The organism is Actinorectispora metalli (assembly GCF_056323685.1).
In genome coordinates, this window is the sequence record NZ_JBREYE010000002.1 from 153,944 (window position 1) to 170,068 (window position 16,125).

The 16,125-nt window shown below is 66.7% G+C and carries 12 protein-coding genes; 9 read left to right on the plus strand and 3 right to left on the minus strand.

Features of this window, described 5'->3' with window-relative positions; translation table 11 throughout:
• Window positions 1–18: 18 nt before the first annotated feature.
• The 5 genes from ACU6XJ_RS21035 (at window position 19) to ACU6XJ_RS21055 (ending at window position 6,315) form a co-directional block, all read left to right on the plus strand.
• Window positions 19–609, plus strand: a complete 591-nt coding sequence (locus tag ACU6XJ_RS21035) for a TIGR03086 family metal-binding protein (protein WP_476314381.1) — start codon at window positions 19–21, stop codon at window positions 607–609.
• A 356-nt stretch (window positions 610–965) separates the two neighbouring features.
• Window positions 966–2,717 carry a non-ribosomal peptide synthetase gene (locus ACU6XJ_RS21040; protein ID WP_476314383.1) on the plus strand — a complete coding sequence of 584 codons (1,752 nt, stop codon included), beginning with the start codon at window positions 966–968 and terminating at the stop codon, window positions 2,715–2,717.
• Window positions 2,717–3,484 carry a thioesterase II family protein gene (locus ACU6XJ_RS21045; RefSeq protein ID WP_476314385.1) on the plus strand — a complete coding sequence of 256 codons (768 nt, stop codon included), beginning with the start codon at window positions 2,717–2,719 and terminating at the stop codon, window positions 3,482–3,484. The genes ACU6XJ_RS21040 and ACU6XJ_RS21045 overlap by 1 nt, the downstream gene beginning before the upstream one ends.
• Window positions 3,481–4,695: a cytochrome P450 gene (locus ACU6XJ_RS21050; RefSeq protein ID WP_476314387.1), complete on the plus strand. Its 1,215-nt coding sequence runs from the start codon at window positions 3,481–3,483 to the stop codon at window positions 4,693–4,695. Before ACU6XJ_RS21045 ends, ACU6XJ_RS21050 begins: the two co-directional genes overlap by 4 nt.
• Window positions 4,696–4,746: 51 nt before the next feature.
• Entirely contained in the window at window positions 4,747–6,315 is a 1,569-nt protein-coding gene (locus ACU6XJ_RS21055; protein ID WP_476318558.1) for a tryptophan halogenase family protein, read from the plus strand.
• Window positions 6,316–6,349: 34 nt separating this feature from the next.
• Here the strand turns inward: ACU6XJ_RS21055 and ACU6XJ_RS21060 are convergent, their stop codons facing one another.
• Together ACU6XJ_RS21060 and ACU6XJ_RS21065 are read right to left on the minus strand one after the other, a co-directional pair.
• Window positions 6,350–7,501 (minus strand): DUF711 family protein, encoded by a 1,152-nt coding sequence (locus tag ACU6XJ_RS21060; protein WP_476314389.1) that lies wholly within the window; start codon window positions 7,499–7,501, stop codon window positions 6,350–6,352.
• 163 nt (window positions 7,502–7,664) lie between these two features.
• Window positions 7,665–8,696, minus strand: a complete 1,032-nt coding sequence (locus tag ACU6XJ_RS21065) for a ParB/RepB/Spo0J family partition protein (protein WP_476314391.1) — start codon at window positions 8,694–8,696, stop codon at window positions 7,665–7,667.
• 867 nt (window positions 8,697–9,563) lie between these two features.
• Between ACU6XJ_RS21065 and ACU6XJ_RS21070 the strand changes: the two genes are divergently transcribed.
• Complete coding sequence (locus ACU6XJ_RS21070) at window positions 9,564–9,821, plus strand: RICIN domain-containing protein (protein WP_476318560.1); 258 nt, start codon at window positions 9,564–9,566, stop codon at window positions 9,819–9,821.
• A 602-nt stretch (window positions 9,822–10,423) separates the two neighbouring features.
• Complete coding sequence (locus ACU6XJ_RS21075; protein WP_476314393.1) at window positions 10,424–11,923, plus strand: outer membrane protein assembly factor BamB family protein; 1,500 nt, start codon at window positions 10,424–10,426, stop codon at window positions 11,921–11,923.
• Window positions 11,924–12,453: 530 nt separating this feature from the next.
• On the opposite strand, the gene ACU6XJ_RS21080 is transcribed toward ACU6XJ_RS21075, so the two are convergent.
• A complete protein-coding gene (locus tag ACU6XJ_RS21080) occupies window positions 12,454–13,851 on the minus strand; it encodes a GntP family permease (RefSeq protein ID WP_476314395.1) in 1,398 nt (465 codons plus the stop codon).
• A gap of 149 nt (window positions 13,852–14,000) precedes the next feature.
• Here ACU6XJ_RS21080 and ACU6XJ_RS21085 point away from each other — a divergent pair, with 149 nt between their 5' ends.
• Together ACU6XJ_RS21085 and ACU6XJ_RS21090 are read left to right on the plus strand one after the other, a co-directional pair.
• Window positions 14,001–14,897, plus strand: coding sequence for a LysR family transcriptional regulator (locus ACU6XJ_RS21085; protein ID WP_476314397.1), 897 nt, complete (start codon window positions 14,001–14,003; stop codon window positions 14,895–14,897).
• 69 nt (window positions 14,898–14,966) lie between these two features.
• Complete coding sequence (locus ACU6XJ_RS21090) at window positions 14,967–16,046, plus strand: tartrate dehydrogenase (protein WP_476314399.1); 1,080 nt, start codon at window positions 14,967–14,969, stop codon at window positions 16,044–16,046.
• Window positions 16,047–16,125: the final 79 nt, after the last annotated feature.

Here is a 16,125-nt window from a genome sequence, read left to right on the forward strand (position 1 = left end):
GAGGGGACACGGCCTCGCATGGAGGTGCGGCAGCTGAACCGCCGGGCGCTGGAACTGGCCGGTGAGGTGATCGCCGCTGTCCGGCCGGAACAACTCGGCGGGCCTACCCCGTGCTCGGCCTGGACCGTGGGTGAGCTGCTGCGCCACATGATCAGTCAGAACAAGCGATTCGCGGCGGCGGCCATGGGCGAGGATGCCGACGTGGCCTGCCCGCTGGACGGCGGTGAACTCGGGGATGATCCGGCGGCGGCCTACCGGGACTCCGCGGGCCTGGCCATCGCGGCATATCTGGCCGAGGACATCGCCGACCGGCGGATGGTGCTGGCTGAACTACCGGGGCCGCTGCCCGCGCTGGTGGCGATCGGCTTCCACTTCACCGATTCCCTGGTCCACGGCTGGGATGTGGCGAGGTCCATCGGGCTGCCATTCCAGCCACCGGCGGAGCTGACAGTCGCCGCGCTCGGGATCGCGTCCGGAATTCCGGACGAGGCCCGCGGTCCAGGGGAAGTATTCGGTCCGGTCGTCGAGCCCGTTTCCGGCGCAGGCGATTTCGATCGGCTGCTGTGCCTGGCTGGCCGCAATCCGTATTGTGCTATTCCAGCCACCTGAGGGGGCGGGTCGGCTCCGCAGAATGCACTGAATTTCGCGGACTGGGCACACTGCGCCTTTTTGGTCCTGCTTCCGCGGTGATTGCGCGGCTTTTTCGGCATGCGGATGGCTTGCGCGTACCAGTCCGACCGTGTCACGGAAACCTCTGTCCGCCAACGTGATCGGCCGGTCTGCCGCTGTTGCGTGCCCTGACGATGCCGCAACCGCGGCAGAGTTTCCCATGCGGCAACACCTCCGTCACGCGATGGAAAACCTAATTGGACACGTGCTTGTTCTTGCGAATTTCCGCCAGATATCCGAGCCTTGTTTTCAAGGCGCTTGAGTCGAGTTGGCACTCGCGTGCGCAGGGAGAGAAAATGACGCAATTTGCGGAAGATTGCTCGGTCGTGCTCGGAACCGGCCGGTTGGCCGATGCGGTATGGAAGTGGGCAGAACACAGCGGCGCGCAAACCGCTGTCCACGCATTCGACGGAGTCCTGAGTTTCGCTGAACTGAAGGATCGGACGCGGATGCTGACCGGCAAGCTGGCGGCCGAGGGGGTTGGCCCGCAGACCTCGGTCGGGCTGTTCCTCGGGAGATCCCGGCTCGGGCTGCCCGCCCTTCTCGCAGTCTGGTCGCTCGGCGCCACGGCGGTACTTGTCGACGAGCGGCACCCGGTGGACCGGATCAACTTCGTGCTGCGCGACGCGGGCGCACAGGTGCTGCTTGCCGATCGGCTGCCTGCGGGCGCGGCACCGCAGCGGGTCCGCGTGATCAGCTCAGAGGTCACCGGCGCACGGCCCGCCGACCCGGTGGCACCGAATGCGGACGACTGCGCCTACGTGATCTATACCTCGGGCACCACGGGCAGGCCCAAGGGCGTGGAGGTGACCTACCGTAATCTCGGCGCCTTCCTCGACGCACTCGCGAGCCTGGAACTCAAGCCGGGCGGCATGGCCATCAACGCGGTCTCGCCCGCGTTCGACGGCTGGCTGTGGTGCACGCTGCTGTACCTGCTGCACGGACAGGGCATGGCGGTCATCGACTTCGCGGCCGCGGAGGGCACCGGCGACCTGTCCGCGCTCGTCGCCGAGCACGAGCCGACGACCGTGTGCCTCACGCCGACGCTGGTGTCGGCGCTGGAGCGGATTCCCGCCGCGGAGGTGGTCGTGGTGGCGGGCGAGCCCTGCCCGCCAAGCCTGCTCACCCGGCTCTCGCACATCCCCCGCGTGCTCAACGTGTACGGCCCCACCGAGACGACGATCGCTGCCACCTGGGCCGACAGCAGCCGCGGCGACGACCCGGCGACCATCGGCAGAGCGCTGCCCGGCTATCTGACCTACGTGCTGGACGAGAACGGCCTGCCGGTCGGGCAGGGCACCGAGGGCGAACTGTACGTCGGCGGTCCCGCGGTGGCACGCGGCTACCGCAACCGTCCCAGCCTGACCAAACAGTGGTTCCTGCCCGATCCCTTCCTGGGCGGCGACGCCCGCATGTACCGCACCGGCGACCTGGTGCGGGAACGGCCCGATGGGCAGCTGGAGTTCCGTGGCAGGGCCGACGAGCAGGTCAAGGTGCGCGGCTTCCGGGTCGAACTCGAGGAGGTCGAGCGGACCGCCCTGGGCATCGACGCCGTGCGGGCGGCCGCCGCCTACGTGATGTCCACAGGGGACAGTCTGGGCCTGACGGTGACCACGGTCCCCGGCACGGATGAGGCCGAGTGCACCAGGCAGATCCGCGAACACTGCTCCGCCCGGCTGCCCGGTTTCATGGTGCCCTCGGCGGTGGATGTGGTCAGCGTGCTGCCCGCGCTGCCGACCGGCAAGATCGACCGGGCGGAGTTGGCTCGCACTTCCCGCGTGGTGACCGCGGGACGCGCCCCTGGCACCGAACGCGAGCATCAGGTCTGCGAGGTCTGGAGCGACCTGCTGCCGCATCCCGTCCGCGACGTCAAGGCGAACTTCTTCGAGCTTGGCGGCCACTCGCTGCTGGCTGCCCGCGCGGTCGGAGCACTGCGAAGGCGCACCGGACTGCCGGTGTCGGTGAAGCATCTGCTGGCCGAGCCCACAGCCGCCGCGCTGGCCCGTGAGTTGGAGCTGCTCGCGCAAGCCCAGCCGGAGGAGGCGTGATGGGTGGCTCCTGGCTGGTGCCCTGGCATCCACGCCCCGACCGGCGTCCGCTGCTGGTGTGTGTGCCGCCCGCGGGTGCGGGATGTGGGCAGTTCGCAGCGTGGCAGACCGCGCTGGGCGACGACATCTCCGTGGTCGGGGTTCAGCTGCCCGGCCGGGAGACCCGGTGGGCGGATCCGGAACCGTCCACGATGGAGGAAGCAGTCGATGCGGTGGTGGCCGAGCTGACCGACCTGGTTCCCACCGGCCACCCCACCGTTCTGTTCGGACACAGCTTCGGCGGGCTGCTCGGCTATGAGGTCACCAGATCGCTGTGGGCTCGGTGGGGAGCCTGGCCGCGTGCTCTCGTGGTGGCGGCGTGCAGGCCGCCCAAGGAGTGGCTCGGCGCGGGCCGCGGCCTGGTCGACGACGAGCGCGAGCTGACCGACCTGCTCGACGCCCGCGGGCTGAGCACCGAGGACATGGATGAGGACAGCCGGGAGCTGATGCTCGAAGTCCTGCGGAAGGACGCCAGGCTGTCGCTCAGCTTCGCCGAACCCGACCAGCCGGTGGTCGGCTGCCTGCTGGAGGCGTGGGGCGGCCGGGATGACCTCACCGTCTCGCCTGAGCACGTGGCCGGCTGGCGGACATATGCGGGCGGCGAGTACCAGGAACGGGTGTTTCCCGGCGGCCACTACTTCTGCCTGGAGACGCCTGCTCCCGCTCTGGAACTGCTGCGCTCGATGGCTTGCCGGTCGCCGATCGACACGAAGGGAAGCTCACAGTGATCGAAGCGCCGATCGTGGACCTGACCGACCCCGAACTGTTCTCCAGCAACGAATTCTGGGGAGTGCTGGCCTGGCTGCGGGCCAATGACCCGATGCACTGGCACCCGGACGCCGAGGGTGGTTTCTGGGTCGTCACCCGGCACGAGGACGTGACCGCCGTCTACACCGACGCCGAGTCCTTCAGCTCCCGGTTCGGCATGCGGCTGGGCAGCAATGAGGACGCGGTGTCGGCGGTGTCGCAGCGGATGCTCATCGTGTCCGATCCACCCGACCACACCCACCTCAAGCGTGTGCTGTCCAAGACCTTCGGTGCCGGCGAGCTCTCCCGGTTGGAAGGACTGGTGCGGGACGTGGTGCGCGAGGTGGTGGCCGAGGCTGTCGAGGCGGGCGCGATTGACTTCCTCGAGGTGGCCAAGCTGATCCCCAACTACGTGGTGTGTGCGGTGATGGACCTGCCCCGCGAGGACTGGGCCTGGGTCGGCAGTGTCACCACCGACGCGTTCGAGGGCGAGGACGAGGAGACCCGCAGCGGCGCCCACAGCGAGATCTTCCTCTACTTCGACGATCTGCTGCGCCAGCGCCGAGGCGGCTCCGGTGAGGACTTCATCAGCCGGGTGGCGCGCGACCGGCGGGCCGCCGAGGGGTCCGAACAGGACCGGCTGCTCACCGATGAGGAGATCATCTTCAACTGCAACGGCGTGCTCGCGGGCGCCAACGAGACGACCCGGTACTCGACGGCAGGCGGCGTGCTCGCACTGACGGAGAATCCCGACCAGTGGCGCAAGCTGAGCGCCGGCGGCGAGGCCGCGATCCCGAAGGCCGTCGAGGAGATCCTGCGGTGGACGGTCCCGGGCGTGCATGCTCTGCGCACCGTGACGCGGCCTGCCACCATCGGGGGCCAGTCGTTCGAGGTGGGCGACCGGGTCACCGTCTGGAACGTCTCGGCCAACCGGGATGAGCGCGTGTTCGACGACGCCGACAGGTTCGTGGTGGATCGCTCGCCCAACCGCCACCTCACTTTCGGCGCAGGCCGCCATCTGTGCCTTGGCGCCCGGCTGGCTCGACTGGAACTCGCCGTTTTCCTCGGTGAACTCCTGGACCGGGTCGAAGACATCGAACTGTGCGGAGAACCGCAGTACAACGCCTCCAACTTCACGTGGGGACTTCGCAAACTCCCATTGCGGCTCGTGCCGAAAAAGAAAGCACTTTGAGTAGCTTGTAGAACGGAGAGGGATAAAGTGGATCACAGGATCAAGAAGGTCGTGATTCTCGGCGGAGGAACCGCAGGATGGATGACCGCCGCATATCTCGGCAAGGCCCTCCAGGGTACGGTGGAGATCACCCTCGTGGAGTCAGGCGCCATACCGTCGATCGGTGTCGGCGAGGCCACGGTGCCGAATCTCCACCGGGTCGTTTTCGACTACCTCGGCATCTCCGAGGACGAGTGGATGCGCGAGTGCAATGCCAGCTTCAAGACCGCGGTCAAATTCATCAACTGGCGCACTCCGGGTGAGGGCAGCCCCACCGCCCGCGAATGGCAGGGCAGGCCGGACCATTTCTACCACCCGTTCGGGCTGCTTCCTTCGCAGGAGCAGATCCCGCTGTCGCACTACTGGTCGTACAAGCGGCTGATCGGTGATACCGATGAGCCCTTCGACTACGCCTGTTTCCGGGAACCGGCGATCATGGATGCGAAGAAGGCGCCACGCTCGCTGAACGGCGATCCTGCCACCTTCTACGCATGGCATTTCGACGCGCAGCTGGTCGCCGACTTCCTGCGCCGCTTCGCCACCGAGAAGCAGGGAGTGGTGCATGTCCAGGACACCCTGCGGCAGGTCCAGAAGGACGACCGGGGTTTCGTCACGGCACTGCTCACGGAGGGCGGGCACACCCTCGATGGCGACCTGTTCATCGACTGCTCCGGCTTCCGCGGGCTGCTGATCAACGAAGCCCTCGGCGAGCCGTTCATCGATATGAACGACCACCTGCTGTGCGACAGCGCGGTGGCCGCCTCGGTGCCGCACGACGACGAGGCAAACGGCATCGAACCGTACACCTCGGCGATCGCGATGCCCTCCGGCTGGACCTGGCGTATCCCGCTGCTGGGCAGGTTCGGATCCGGCTACGTCTATTCCAGCCAATTCGCGGACCAGGACCGGGCCACCGAGGACTTCTGCAGACTGTGGGACCTGGACCCCGAAAACACTCAGTTGAACCAGATCAGGTTCCGGGTCGGCCGCAACCGCCGAGCCTGGGTGAACAATGTCGTGAGCATCGGTCTGGCCTCCTGTTTCCTGGAACCACTGGAGTCGACCGGGATCTACTTCATCTACGCTGCCATCTTCCAGCTGGCCAAGTACTTCCCGGACCGCCGCTTCGACCCGGTGCTGGTGGACCGGTTCAACCACCAGATCGAAACCACCTTCGACGAGACACGCGATTTCCTGCAGGCGCACTTCTACTACTCGCCGCGCACCGACACACCCTTCTGGCAGGCCAACAAGGAACTGACGCTGACGGATGGAATCCTTGAGAAGGTGGCCATGTACAAATCGGGTGTGCCCGTGAACCCGCCGCTGACCGACGAGGGGGGCTATTACGGCAACTTCGACGCGGAGTTCAACAACTTCTGGACCAACGGCAGCTACTACTGCATCTTCACCGGGATGGGGATGCTGCCCGACCGGCCGCTGCCTGCGCTGACGTACAAACCGGAGTCCATCCAGGCCGCGGACCTGTTGTTCGCCAAGGTGAAGCACCAGCAGCAGACGCTGGTCGCGGACCTGCCGTCGAACTACGAGCTCCTGCGGCAGCTGCACCACAAGAGCTGACCGGACCCCGGAGCGGAAGCCGGGTCTTTCGCGGTCACGGCAGGCGCAGGTTGATCAGGTATGGGGAGGTGAACGTGGTGTGGTCACCGGACTGCCTGCCAGGCAGCGGGAACAGCCTGGCGGACAGCGGCTTGGTCAGCCGGATGGCAAGAGTCGCCACGTCCAGCAGCAGACCGGCGATCTCGTCGACGGAGGTGTCGCCCGGCAGCGGCACGGTGTCCAAGCCGGTTCCGCAGACCGTCGAGTACGTCAACAGCTGGTGCATCCCGAGGCGGCCCTCGGCCCACTCACGCGCCAGCACGGTGTCCTCCATGACCGGCAACATCAGCCCGTTGTAGCCACACGTCGGCAGGTTGGTGCTGCGCAGGGCCTCGGTGATCGCTGCAACCACGGCAAGCGTGCCGGGAGCACCGAACCTGCCGGCGAGGGCGAGTTCTATGGCGGCGCCGATGCTGGTGTCGACCGACGGCGCCGGTGAGAGGTCGATGCCACCGAAACGCACCCCGGACTCTTCGGCCAGGCGCTGTCCGAGCCGTACCACCGGGGTCGCTTCGGTGATCATCGCCTCGCGCACTCGCGCGGTGACTGTCCCGGGGCTGAGGCCGTCACCGTGGGAGAGCGCGGCAGCGACGATGCCCGCCCCCTGTAGGCCGAGGGTGAGGGTGTCCGGCCCCTGGTGGTAGCCGGCCGGGAAGAACGGGTGGCCGGGCGGCACGCAGGCAAGGGCCGCGAACCGGAAGTTCCCCACGCCTGCCTCGGTCCGCCGCGCGATCCGCAGCATCGCGCGGGCCGTCGGCACCACCGCGTCGGCCAGGATGCCGTGCTGCGCCGTGGCGATCAGAACGGCGCAGCTCAGCGCGGGCAGGTCCGGTATTAGGTCTTCGATCACTGCGACCTGCTCCAGCAGGGCATCCCGCCGGGTGGCCCGCGCCGGGCCCAGCGAGAAGTGGTCGATGCCGAGGCGGTCGAGGTCGCCTTGCAGGCGGCGGGCGTAGGAGATCAGCTCGTCGGGCCTGCCCGGGAAGTCGTCGAACACCGGAGGGGCCGTGATACGGACCGTCTGCACCTCGTAGCCGGCCTGCTGATAGGCGGCCTCCACCACCCGCAGCCGGGTGACGGCGTCCGCGAGTCCGGCTTCCGACAGCGGATGCGGACCCTCCAGTCCCAGTGTGATGGTCCGAATCACCGGTCGACCCATGGCCGCCCCCAAACCTTTGACCGACTATGCCGGTGCACGTGAGTAGTAGTGCCTTGTTGAGTAGCCGATCGCTGCCGTGGTCCACGGACGACGTCGTATAAGGCGAGGCCCGCGCAGGGGCTCGCAAAGCCATGTCGTCGGGTAGGAGAATTCAGCGCCTTTCGAGCTGTTCTGCCAATTCGCTCCACACCCTTGCGTATTCGCGTGCCAGTTTTGCCACCAAGCCCGCGCAGTGGTCGGGCACCTTGTCGAGAATCTTTTTGGTTTCCTTCGTTTCCAGCTGGTGCTGGCCCAGCCAGCGAAGCAGAAACCGACCCTCCTCTTTGAACCGGAGAGAAGGGTCTGCCTTCAGCTTGGCCAGGGTGGCGACAACGTCACCGCCACGTGCCGGGCCTGACGTCTCGGTCGCTTCTCGAAGAGTGCGGTTCTCCGGCAACTCGGATGCAGGCGAAGATTTTTCGGATTCCTGTCGCTGCGAGATCGGAAACTGGCCCGCACGTACGCGTTGCCGCATGGCATGCACGGTGGAATGCGAGACGCCTGCCTCGTTCGCGATGGCGCGGATCGACGCGGTGGGCTTCTCCGTCAGCAGTTGGGCGACCTTCAGCCTGGCCGCCCAGCTGCTGGCGGGCCGCACCCGGCCGTCCTTGCCCACCCTCATGGCTGACTGGGCATTGTGCGCTTTTGAACTCCAGCGCAGCTTGCCGACAGTCCCCGCGGAGAGCCCGGTGACGGTGGCGATCCTCCGGTTGGACCACTGCGGGTGCGACTGGATGATTCGGGCCGCGGCCGCGGTGCGGTCGGCACGGGTCAGCGGCAGTCCATGCGCCACGTTCAGCTGCACTGCGAGCAGGAAAGCGTCGGCGTCCGTTCCCTCAAACACTCTTGCTTCGATCTTGTGTTCGCCACGAAGTATTGCGGCGTGAAACCTGTGCACTCCATCGATTACCCGCCCGGATCGACCGTGTACGATAATGGGAGGTAAGCGCTCCTCCGATTCGGCGAGCAACTTGATATGCTCGTCATTTGCGCCGGTTCGCCTTGGAGAACTGTCAATCAACAAAGAGCTTATCGGCAGAATTACGATCGGCAGTTCGTCCAGTCGGCTTGGCTGCCATCCCGGTGACCCGGGGGTATTTTCCTCATGCGAATCTGCTCGGAGCAGGGCAGCATGTTCGGACATTCTTCCCCCTCGCCACGACCCCTACGGATCGACCCCAGTGGTGCTACCCGCAACGCTCTTAGACTCACCAAAAATAGTGGAGGGTTCCAAGCGGAGATGTCAAGGTCATGTGGAACGCCTCGGGCTCGCTTGTCGAGTGTCTATGTGGATCACCTGAGTCTCGTATCGAGCGGTTGTGTTGATGTTTGAGCAGGTAGAGCACTATTCTTCACAGTTTTGGACAGGGGTGGAAGGCTTGTTGCGCGCGGGGTCCCCGGTTATATGGTTGACACATTTCGATGAAAATGCATGTATTGTCGGGTGAGCGGAAACCAATCATGATCGCCACCTCGGTTCGCGGAGGAGTCCGATAGGGCGATTCCAAGCGGTGGACGCTGGAGCGCCAGACGGCCTTCGCGAACCTCGTAGGCACGCCCTTCACCCGTGCCGTCGATGACACCGACACAGAAGTGCTCCTGCGCGGACCGCTCCTGTGGCAGATAGGCGGCGTGGTCGCCGACGCTTCAGCGAGCCGGCCCTGGATCGGCCTGCCCATAGCCGGGCTCCGACTGACGTGCGCGGCGTGCTGCTGGTCGAGAACAAAAACCCGTTTCAGAAGGTGTGCGAACTTGAGGACGTAGTCGCGGAATGGGTGGTCGGGGTAGCGAGCGTGCTCCTGACAGGAGTACTGCTCACGGCGACTTCCGGAACCGCTGCTGCGAACTCGGCTGATGAGGCGGCATCGGGACAACGCAGCTCGGAGGGGCGATCGGCTCCGCCCAAGATCGGGAAACGTACGCGAACAACGCCAACGGCGAGTGCATCGACGACAGTGCGCAGTTCGGGTTCCGCACCTTCCCGTGCAACCGATCCAACTACCAGAAATGGATTCCGCGGCGCTTGAGTGATGGAAGTGTCGAGCCGAAGAACGTCCACACCGGACTGTGCATCAACGACAGCAGGCAGTTCGGGGTTCGCCGTTTCCAATGCAACACGCAGACCTATCAGCGCTGGTACATCAAGTCGGTGGGCGGCGGGATGTTCCATTGGCAGAACCAGTCGACCGGTGCTTGCCTCACCGCCCGTGCGAATCACGTTCTGAGGGGTGACGGCTGCGCGGCCATCAATGCTCAGTTCTGGTCTTGATCTCACCGTAAACGAAGGGGGCGCACCCGCAGCGGGTGCGCCCCAATCATCGTTGTGCCGCACCCGGTGCCACCAACGGTCAGGTACGCGGCCGGCCGGGTCAGTGCAGCGGCCGACCCAGGCCCGTCGCCGGAACGGAGTTGACGGCGCTGCACCGGGTATTACGGGCCCTGCGAAGCCTGGGTTTCCCGGATCCTGCCGGAAGAACCGCCGGGTTGCTTCGAGTGGTGACCCCTCTGCCGCGGGTAGGTGCTGGTGTGGAGGCGAACCTCCAACGTTCATTCGATGGTGGTTACGCGACCTACTGAAGTCTTGGTCGTATACCGACTTTGGTAGCCCTGCCCGGCTTCCTTCGGAGCTTCCGGGTGATGGTGATCGACATGTTGGATGGGGATTGGCGCCGAAGATGACTTCGGGCATTGGCCGACGAGCTGTGCACTGGGGGAAGCATGACACTGGCGACGGGACACCCGCGGCATCGTCTGCCTGCCATGCTGGTGGTGTTGATATCGGTTGTAGCGCTGCTGGGTGCTGGGTCGACGACGGCGGCGCGACCAGACACCGCCGGTGACCTCGGTGGGATCCGGTCCGGTGATTGGCCGATGTGGCAGAAGGATCACGTCGGGTCCCGGTTCAACGCGGCGGAACGCAAGATCACCGCAGGCAATGTCGGTGACCTCAAACTCAAATGGGCGTTCGGCTTTCCCCGCGTGATGACACCGGGCACCCCGCCTTCACCAGTGCCGCTGCGCAGTCAACCGGCTGTGGTGGGCGGCAGCATGTACTTCGGTGGCCCGGACGGGAAGTTCTACCGGCTCAACGCAAAGACCGGTGCCACCGAGTGGACCTTCGATATGACCACCGTCACCCGCGGTTTCACCGCCGCCGCCGATGGGCCCGCCGTGGCCGAAGGGAAGGTGTTCTTCGGCGACTACCAAGGCTATCTCTACGCCCTGGACCAACGGACCGGCCGATTGCTCTGGGCCAAGCAACACGATCCCGGCCCATACGCGATACACACCAGCTCCCCGATCGTCCACGACGGCCGCGTCTACATCGGCACCTCCAGCGGGGAGAACACCGCCAGCGGAGACAACAACGACGACAAGAACTACCCTTGCTGCCGGTTCCGCGGTCACCTCGACGCCATCGACATCGATACCGGCGAGCTGGTCTGGCGTTACTACACGGTGTCGCCAGCCCAAGAAGTGGGAACCTGGCCCAGCGGGGCGACGAAATACGAGCCGTCCGGTGCCGGGGTGTGGAGTTCCCCGGTGATCGACCGGGCCAGCCACACCCTGTATGTCGGCACTGGCCAGAACTACACCGGCAAGGCCGGTGACTTCGACAGCCTGCTCGCGCTGGACCCCGCCACCGGCGCGGTCAAGTGGAAGCAACAGGTGACTCCGTCCGACACCTGGCGCTCCACCTGCCGATACCAGGACGAGGGCTACTGCCCGGCCTTGAAGGACGGCAGCAACCTCGACTTCGACATCGGCGCCACACCCAACATTTTCACCGCCAACGGACGCAGACTGGTCGGCGTGGGCCAGAAGAAAGGCATCTATCACGTCTTCGACGCCACCACCGGTCAGATCGTGTGGCAACGTCAACTGTCCCAGCCACTGCCCAACGGCGGCATCAGCGGCATCCAGTGGGGAACCAGCTTCGACGGCCACCGGCTGTACGTCGCCACCTACTTCGCCGAACCCGGCACGCTGTTCGCGCTCGACCCCGCAACCGGCAAGATCCTCTGGCAAACACCCAACCCGGCCAACGGATGCGAATGGGGCGGCGCCGCCGAACATCCAACAAGCTGCACCCGTGCACACGCGCCTGCCGTGTCCACCAGCCCCGGCGTGGTCTACCTGGGAAGCAACGACGGCAAAATACGGGCCTACTCCGCGGCCAGCGGCACAGTGCTGTGGGAACACGACACCATCCGCGACTACACCGGCGTCAACGGCCTAACCGGCCGAGGCAGCGCCCTCTCCGGCGGCGGCGGAGCCGTCATCGCGCACGGCATGCTCTACGTCCAATCCGGCTACTGGCCCTTCTATCCCAGCGAAAAAGGTTTTGTATTGCTCGCATTCGGCGTGTGAACACCGACAAACTCCAGCCGACAACAGAGGCCCCCACGTCCAACCGAGCCATCCCCACCTACCTCGCAGCCTTCAACTGCACCGGTACCACCAAAGTCCTCTCGATGAAGCCCGAGCACCGCACGTCTCAGGCCTGGTACAAGTCGAGCTGGGATATGCCGACGCCGCGGCCCGGCACTGGCAGAACGCGCCCAGCATCTTCACCGCGATAGGGACACCGGAAGTACGGCGGTACGCGACTAGGTGAGCAAGCACAGTCCGAAGCGCGACACCTGAGATGGTGCACGAGGGGGCTTGTGGCGAGCTGGGAATGTGGACTCGATGCTCATCGCGACATCTCGTCCCCGGTTCGGAGGAAATCGGGGACGCGTCAGAGGCAGCGGATCGCGTTTCGTCGGCGACGATGATCCTCTATCGGAGCCCCGTGACACGCAGCTGATCGTCCGGGGCGAATGATTCTCCGGAAGGCGCATGACGACGCTGGCGTTCTCGGCGCGGGAGCCGCCGCACGTCGGGGACTGATGTCTGCCTCAGATGACGATGTTCAGTAGCAGCACGATCGGCAGCGAGATCACCGAGGCCAGTGACATGGCGACGGTGTGGGTCTTGAACGTGCCCCGGGTGCTCAGGCCCAGCAGTGACTGGAACATCCAGAAGAAGTTGCTGCTGACGTGTGGCAGGAACAGCGCGCCAGAGCAGGCTGCAAGTGCAACGAGCACCACCGGGACACCGAGTGAGCCCGCGATCGGGGCCAGGATGCCCGCTGCGGTGATCGCCGATATGGAGATGGATCCCATCGCGATGTGCAGGATCGCGGCTACCAGCCAAACCAGCAACAGCGGTGGCAGCAAGCCTGCGGTGAATGACTCGGCCAGTACGTCCCGCAGCCCCGACTTGCCGATCACCTCGGCGACCGAGCCGGAGAGGCCGGACAGCACGAGGATCGGGCCTGCCACCGCCAGTGCCTTGCCGGCAGCTGCGTTGACCTCGGACCGCGGGAGCACACGCCGGGCAAGCAGGTGAGCAAGGCCCGCACCGAGCGCCATGGCGATCACGGGGTCGCTCAGCAGTGCTACCGGGCCCAGCGGCAGGGCGAAGGCGTCGGCGAGTGCGCCCAGGGCGATCAGCGCCAGGGTCACCAGCACCGGGGAGAGGGACAGCAGCAGAGGCAGCTGCGAAACGGTTGGTGGCCGGGGGGCCGTCGTGACCGGGGGCCGGTTCGTGGTGCCGGGACTTCCACCGGCACGCTCAGCGTCGGGCCCGTCGGTACGGTCGGGATTCTCCAATTCGTCGGTGGCGGGGTTCCATCGCAGCACTCTGCGCAGCAGCACGGTGAAGACCAGCATCGTCAGCACTGCCGTGGGGAGACCGACGACGAGGCCGAGCAGGAACATCTCGCCGAGCGGCACCCCGAGCAGGCCCGCCACGGCGAGGGCGGCCACGCCGGGAACAACGAACACCAAGCCGACCTCGATGCCTGCGGTCAGCGCACCGCCCATGAGCGCGACACCCCGTGAGCCCAGACGGGAACCCAAGCGGCGGGCCAGCGGCGCTGTGAGCACCAAGACCACATCGGAATAGATGGACGTGAACAGGGTCGACAGCGAGACGGCGAACACCATCGGGATGCGCCTCTGGCCGAAGGAGCCCAGCAGCCGTTCCATGACGCGCTGCAACGTGTTCGTGGTGGTGAGCAGCGAACCGATGACGACACCGAAGGTGATGAGGATGCCGATCTCGGCCATCACGCCGCCGAACCCGACGGCCAGGGCCTGTGTCGTGCCGCTGACGCCCAGGCCGGTGGCCAGGCCGAGGTAGGTGGCGCCGATCAGCAGACCGAAGATCGGCGGCGTCTTCAGCCAGGTGATCAACACGACGATGCCCACGATGGTGATGCCGGTGTGGGCAAGGAGCCAGACATCCGACACGGGGCCCTCCTTGCGACTCAGGGCGGGGGGCGGACGGCGCCTGTGCGGCCGCCACGATGACGGCCAGTAAGCCTTGCGATCAGGGTGCCGGTCCAAGACCGGGTTGCTGGCAAGCTGATAGGCAGGGGCTATCAGTAGGAGGTCGGTCCGTGGATGCTCGTCAGCTCAGGTACTTCCTGTCGGTCGTCGACGCGGGCAGCGTCCACCGGGCCGCCGAGCAGCTCTACGTCGCCCAACCCTCGGTATCCCAGGCGTTGCGCGCACTCGAGCGGGACCTCGGCAGCCTGCTGTTCCACCGAACGGGCCGCCGTCTGGTGCTCACCGCTGCCGGACGCGCTCTGGTGGCCCCCGCCCGCGAAGTCATGCACGGGCTCGACCTGGCCCGTGCGACGGTGGAGTCCGTCGACGGGCTCCGTGGCGGGGAGCTGGTCCTGGCCGCGATGCCGTCGCAGTCGGTCAGCCCGCTCACCGGCATGATCGCCGCCTTCGCCGCTTCCTACCCGCTCGTGCAGGTCTCTGTCCGCGCGGCGAGCACGCCCACCGACGTGGGGCACATGCTCATGACCGGCGACGCCGAACTCGGGGTGGTGGCTGCCGCCGCCTCGGCAGCGCAGTCGCCCGACCTGGAGGTCCTGCACCTGGAGACCCAGCGCTTCGCCCTGCTGAGCCGCGACGAGGCGACGCTGCCTCCGGGGGACCCGGTGCGCCCGGCCGATCTCGCAGGCGCGGCGCTTATCGTCGGTCAGCAGGGCACCGGCATGCGCAGGGTGGCCGAGGCCGTGCGACGTCAGGCCCCTGGCAGCCGGTTCGCTGTGGAGGTCGAACACCGGGAGGCCGTCCTCCCTCTCGTCCTCGCAGGCGTGGGTATCGCAGTGGTCAGCGACTCATGGCGGCTACTGGCGAGGTCGGCGGGTGCCGCCGTCCGAGCGTTGGACTGCCCCGACCTCCTCCTGGTCTCCCTGGTGCACAGACCGGGCAGGCGGAGCCCGGCAGCCGCCGCCTTCCTCGACCTGGCCAGGTCCAGGGTTGAGACGCCGGACCGATAGCCGCAGCCTCTCAGCGCGGGAAGAACTGCGTATTGGACGGGTGGTCCTGCCCGGCGGTGCACTGAACCCATGACCAGCTACCGCATCGCCCTCATCCCCGGTGACGGCATCGGCACCGAGGTGCTCCCGCCGACTCGGGCACTGCTCGACGCCGTCGGCCGTCGGCACGGGGTCAGGTTTACCTACGACTCCTTCGACTGGTCCTGCGGGCGGTACCTGGCCGAGGGCGCGATGATGCCTGCCAACGGTTTGGATCGGATCCGGGGGCACGACGCCGTGTTGCTGGGGGCGGTCGGCTGGCCCGGCGTGCCCGACCATGTGTCCCTGTGGGGGCTGCTGATCCCCATCAGACGCGGCTTCCGACAGTACGTCAACCTGCGCCCGATCAAGGTGCTCGCCGGGGTGCCGAGCCCGCTGCGCAACGCGGGTGCGGGGGACGTCGACCTCGTCGTGGTCCGAGAGAACGTCGAGGGCGAGTACTCGGAGATCGGTGGCAGGCTCGGCCGGGGCACCGCGGACGAACTGGCGGTGCAGGAGGCGGTGTTCACCCGCAAGGGCGTCACCCGCATTGTCGAGTACGCCTATGCGCTGGCCGAGCGCCGCGGGCGCCACGTGACGTCGGCGACCAAGAGCAACGGGATCGTGCACACGATGCCGTTCTGGGACGAGCTGGTGGCGGAGGTGGCGCAGCGGCACCCGGGCGTGCGCACCGACAAGGAGCACATCGACGCCCTCGCGGCCAAGCTCGTGCTCGCACCCGAGCGTTTCGACGTGATTGTCGGATCGAACCTCTTCGGCGACATCCTCAGCGACTTGGCCGCTGCGGTGGCGGGCAGCATCGGTGTCGCCCCGGCCGCCAACCTCGACCCCCAGCGGGAGTTCCCGTCGATGTTCGAGCCGGTGCACGGGTCCGCCCCCGACATCGCCGGGCAGGGCAGGGCCAACCCGTTGGGCGCCATGTGGTCGGCGGCCATGATGCTCGACCACCTCGGTCATGCCGAGGCGAGCGCGGAACTCCTCGCGGCGGCCTTCGGCGCGTTGGCCGAGGGCATCCGCACCCCTGATCTCGGCGGAACCGCGGACACCGCCTGCTACACGCGCGCCGTGCTGGACCGCGTAGGCGCCCTTGCCGGCGGCGTTCACGCCTGAGTCGCGGAGTCGAAGGAGCTCCGCACAGTGGGACGCGATGTCTTGACGAACACTTCTTGGGCTCGTCGAGTCGATCTGG

Coding starts and splice junctions, on each gene's coding strand:
- ACU6XJ_RS21035 (WP_476314381.1), top strand. CDS start 19: ATGGAGGTGCGGCAGCTGAACCGCCGGGCGCTGGAACTGGCCGGTGAG.
- ACU6XJ_RS21040 (WP_476314383.1), top strand. CDS start 966: ATGACGCAATTTGCGGAAGATTGCTCGGTCGTGCTCGGAACCGGCCGG.
- ACU6XJ_RS21045 (WP_476314385.1), top strand. CDS start 2,717: ATGGGTGGCTCCTGGCTGGTGCCCTGGCATCCACGCCCCGACCGGCGT.
- ACU6XJ_RS21065 (WP_476314391.1), bottom strand. CDS start 8,696: ATGTCCGAACATGCTGCCCTGCTCCGAGCAGATTCGCATGAGGAAAAT.
- ACU6XJ_RS21075 (WP_476314393.1), top strand. CDS start 10,424: ATGTGGCAGAAGGATCACGTCGGGTCCCGGTTCAACGCGGCGGAACGC.
- ACU6XJ_RS21090 (WP_476314399.1), top strand. CDS start 14,967: ATGACCAGCTACCGCATCGCCCTCATCCCCGGTGACGGCATCGGCACC.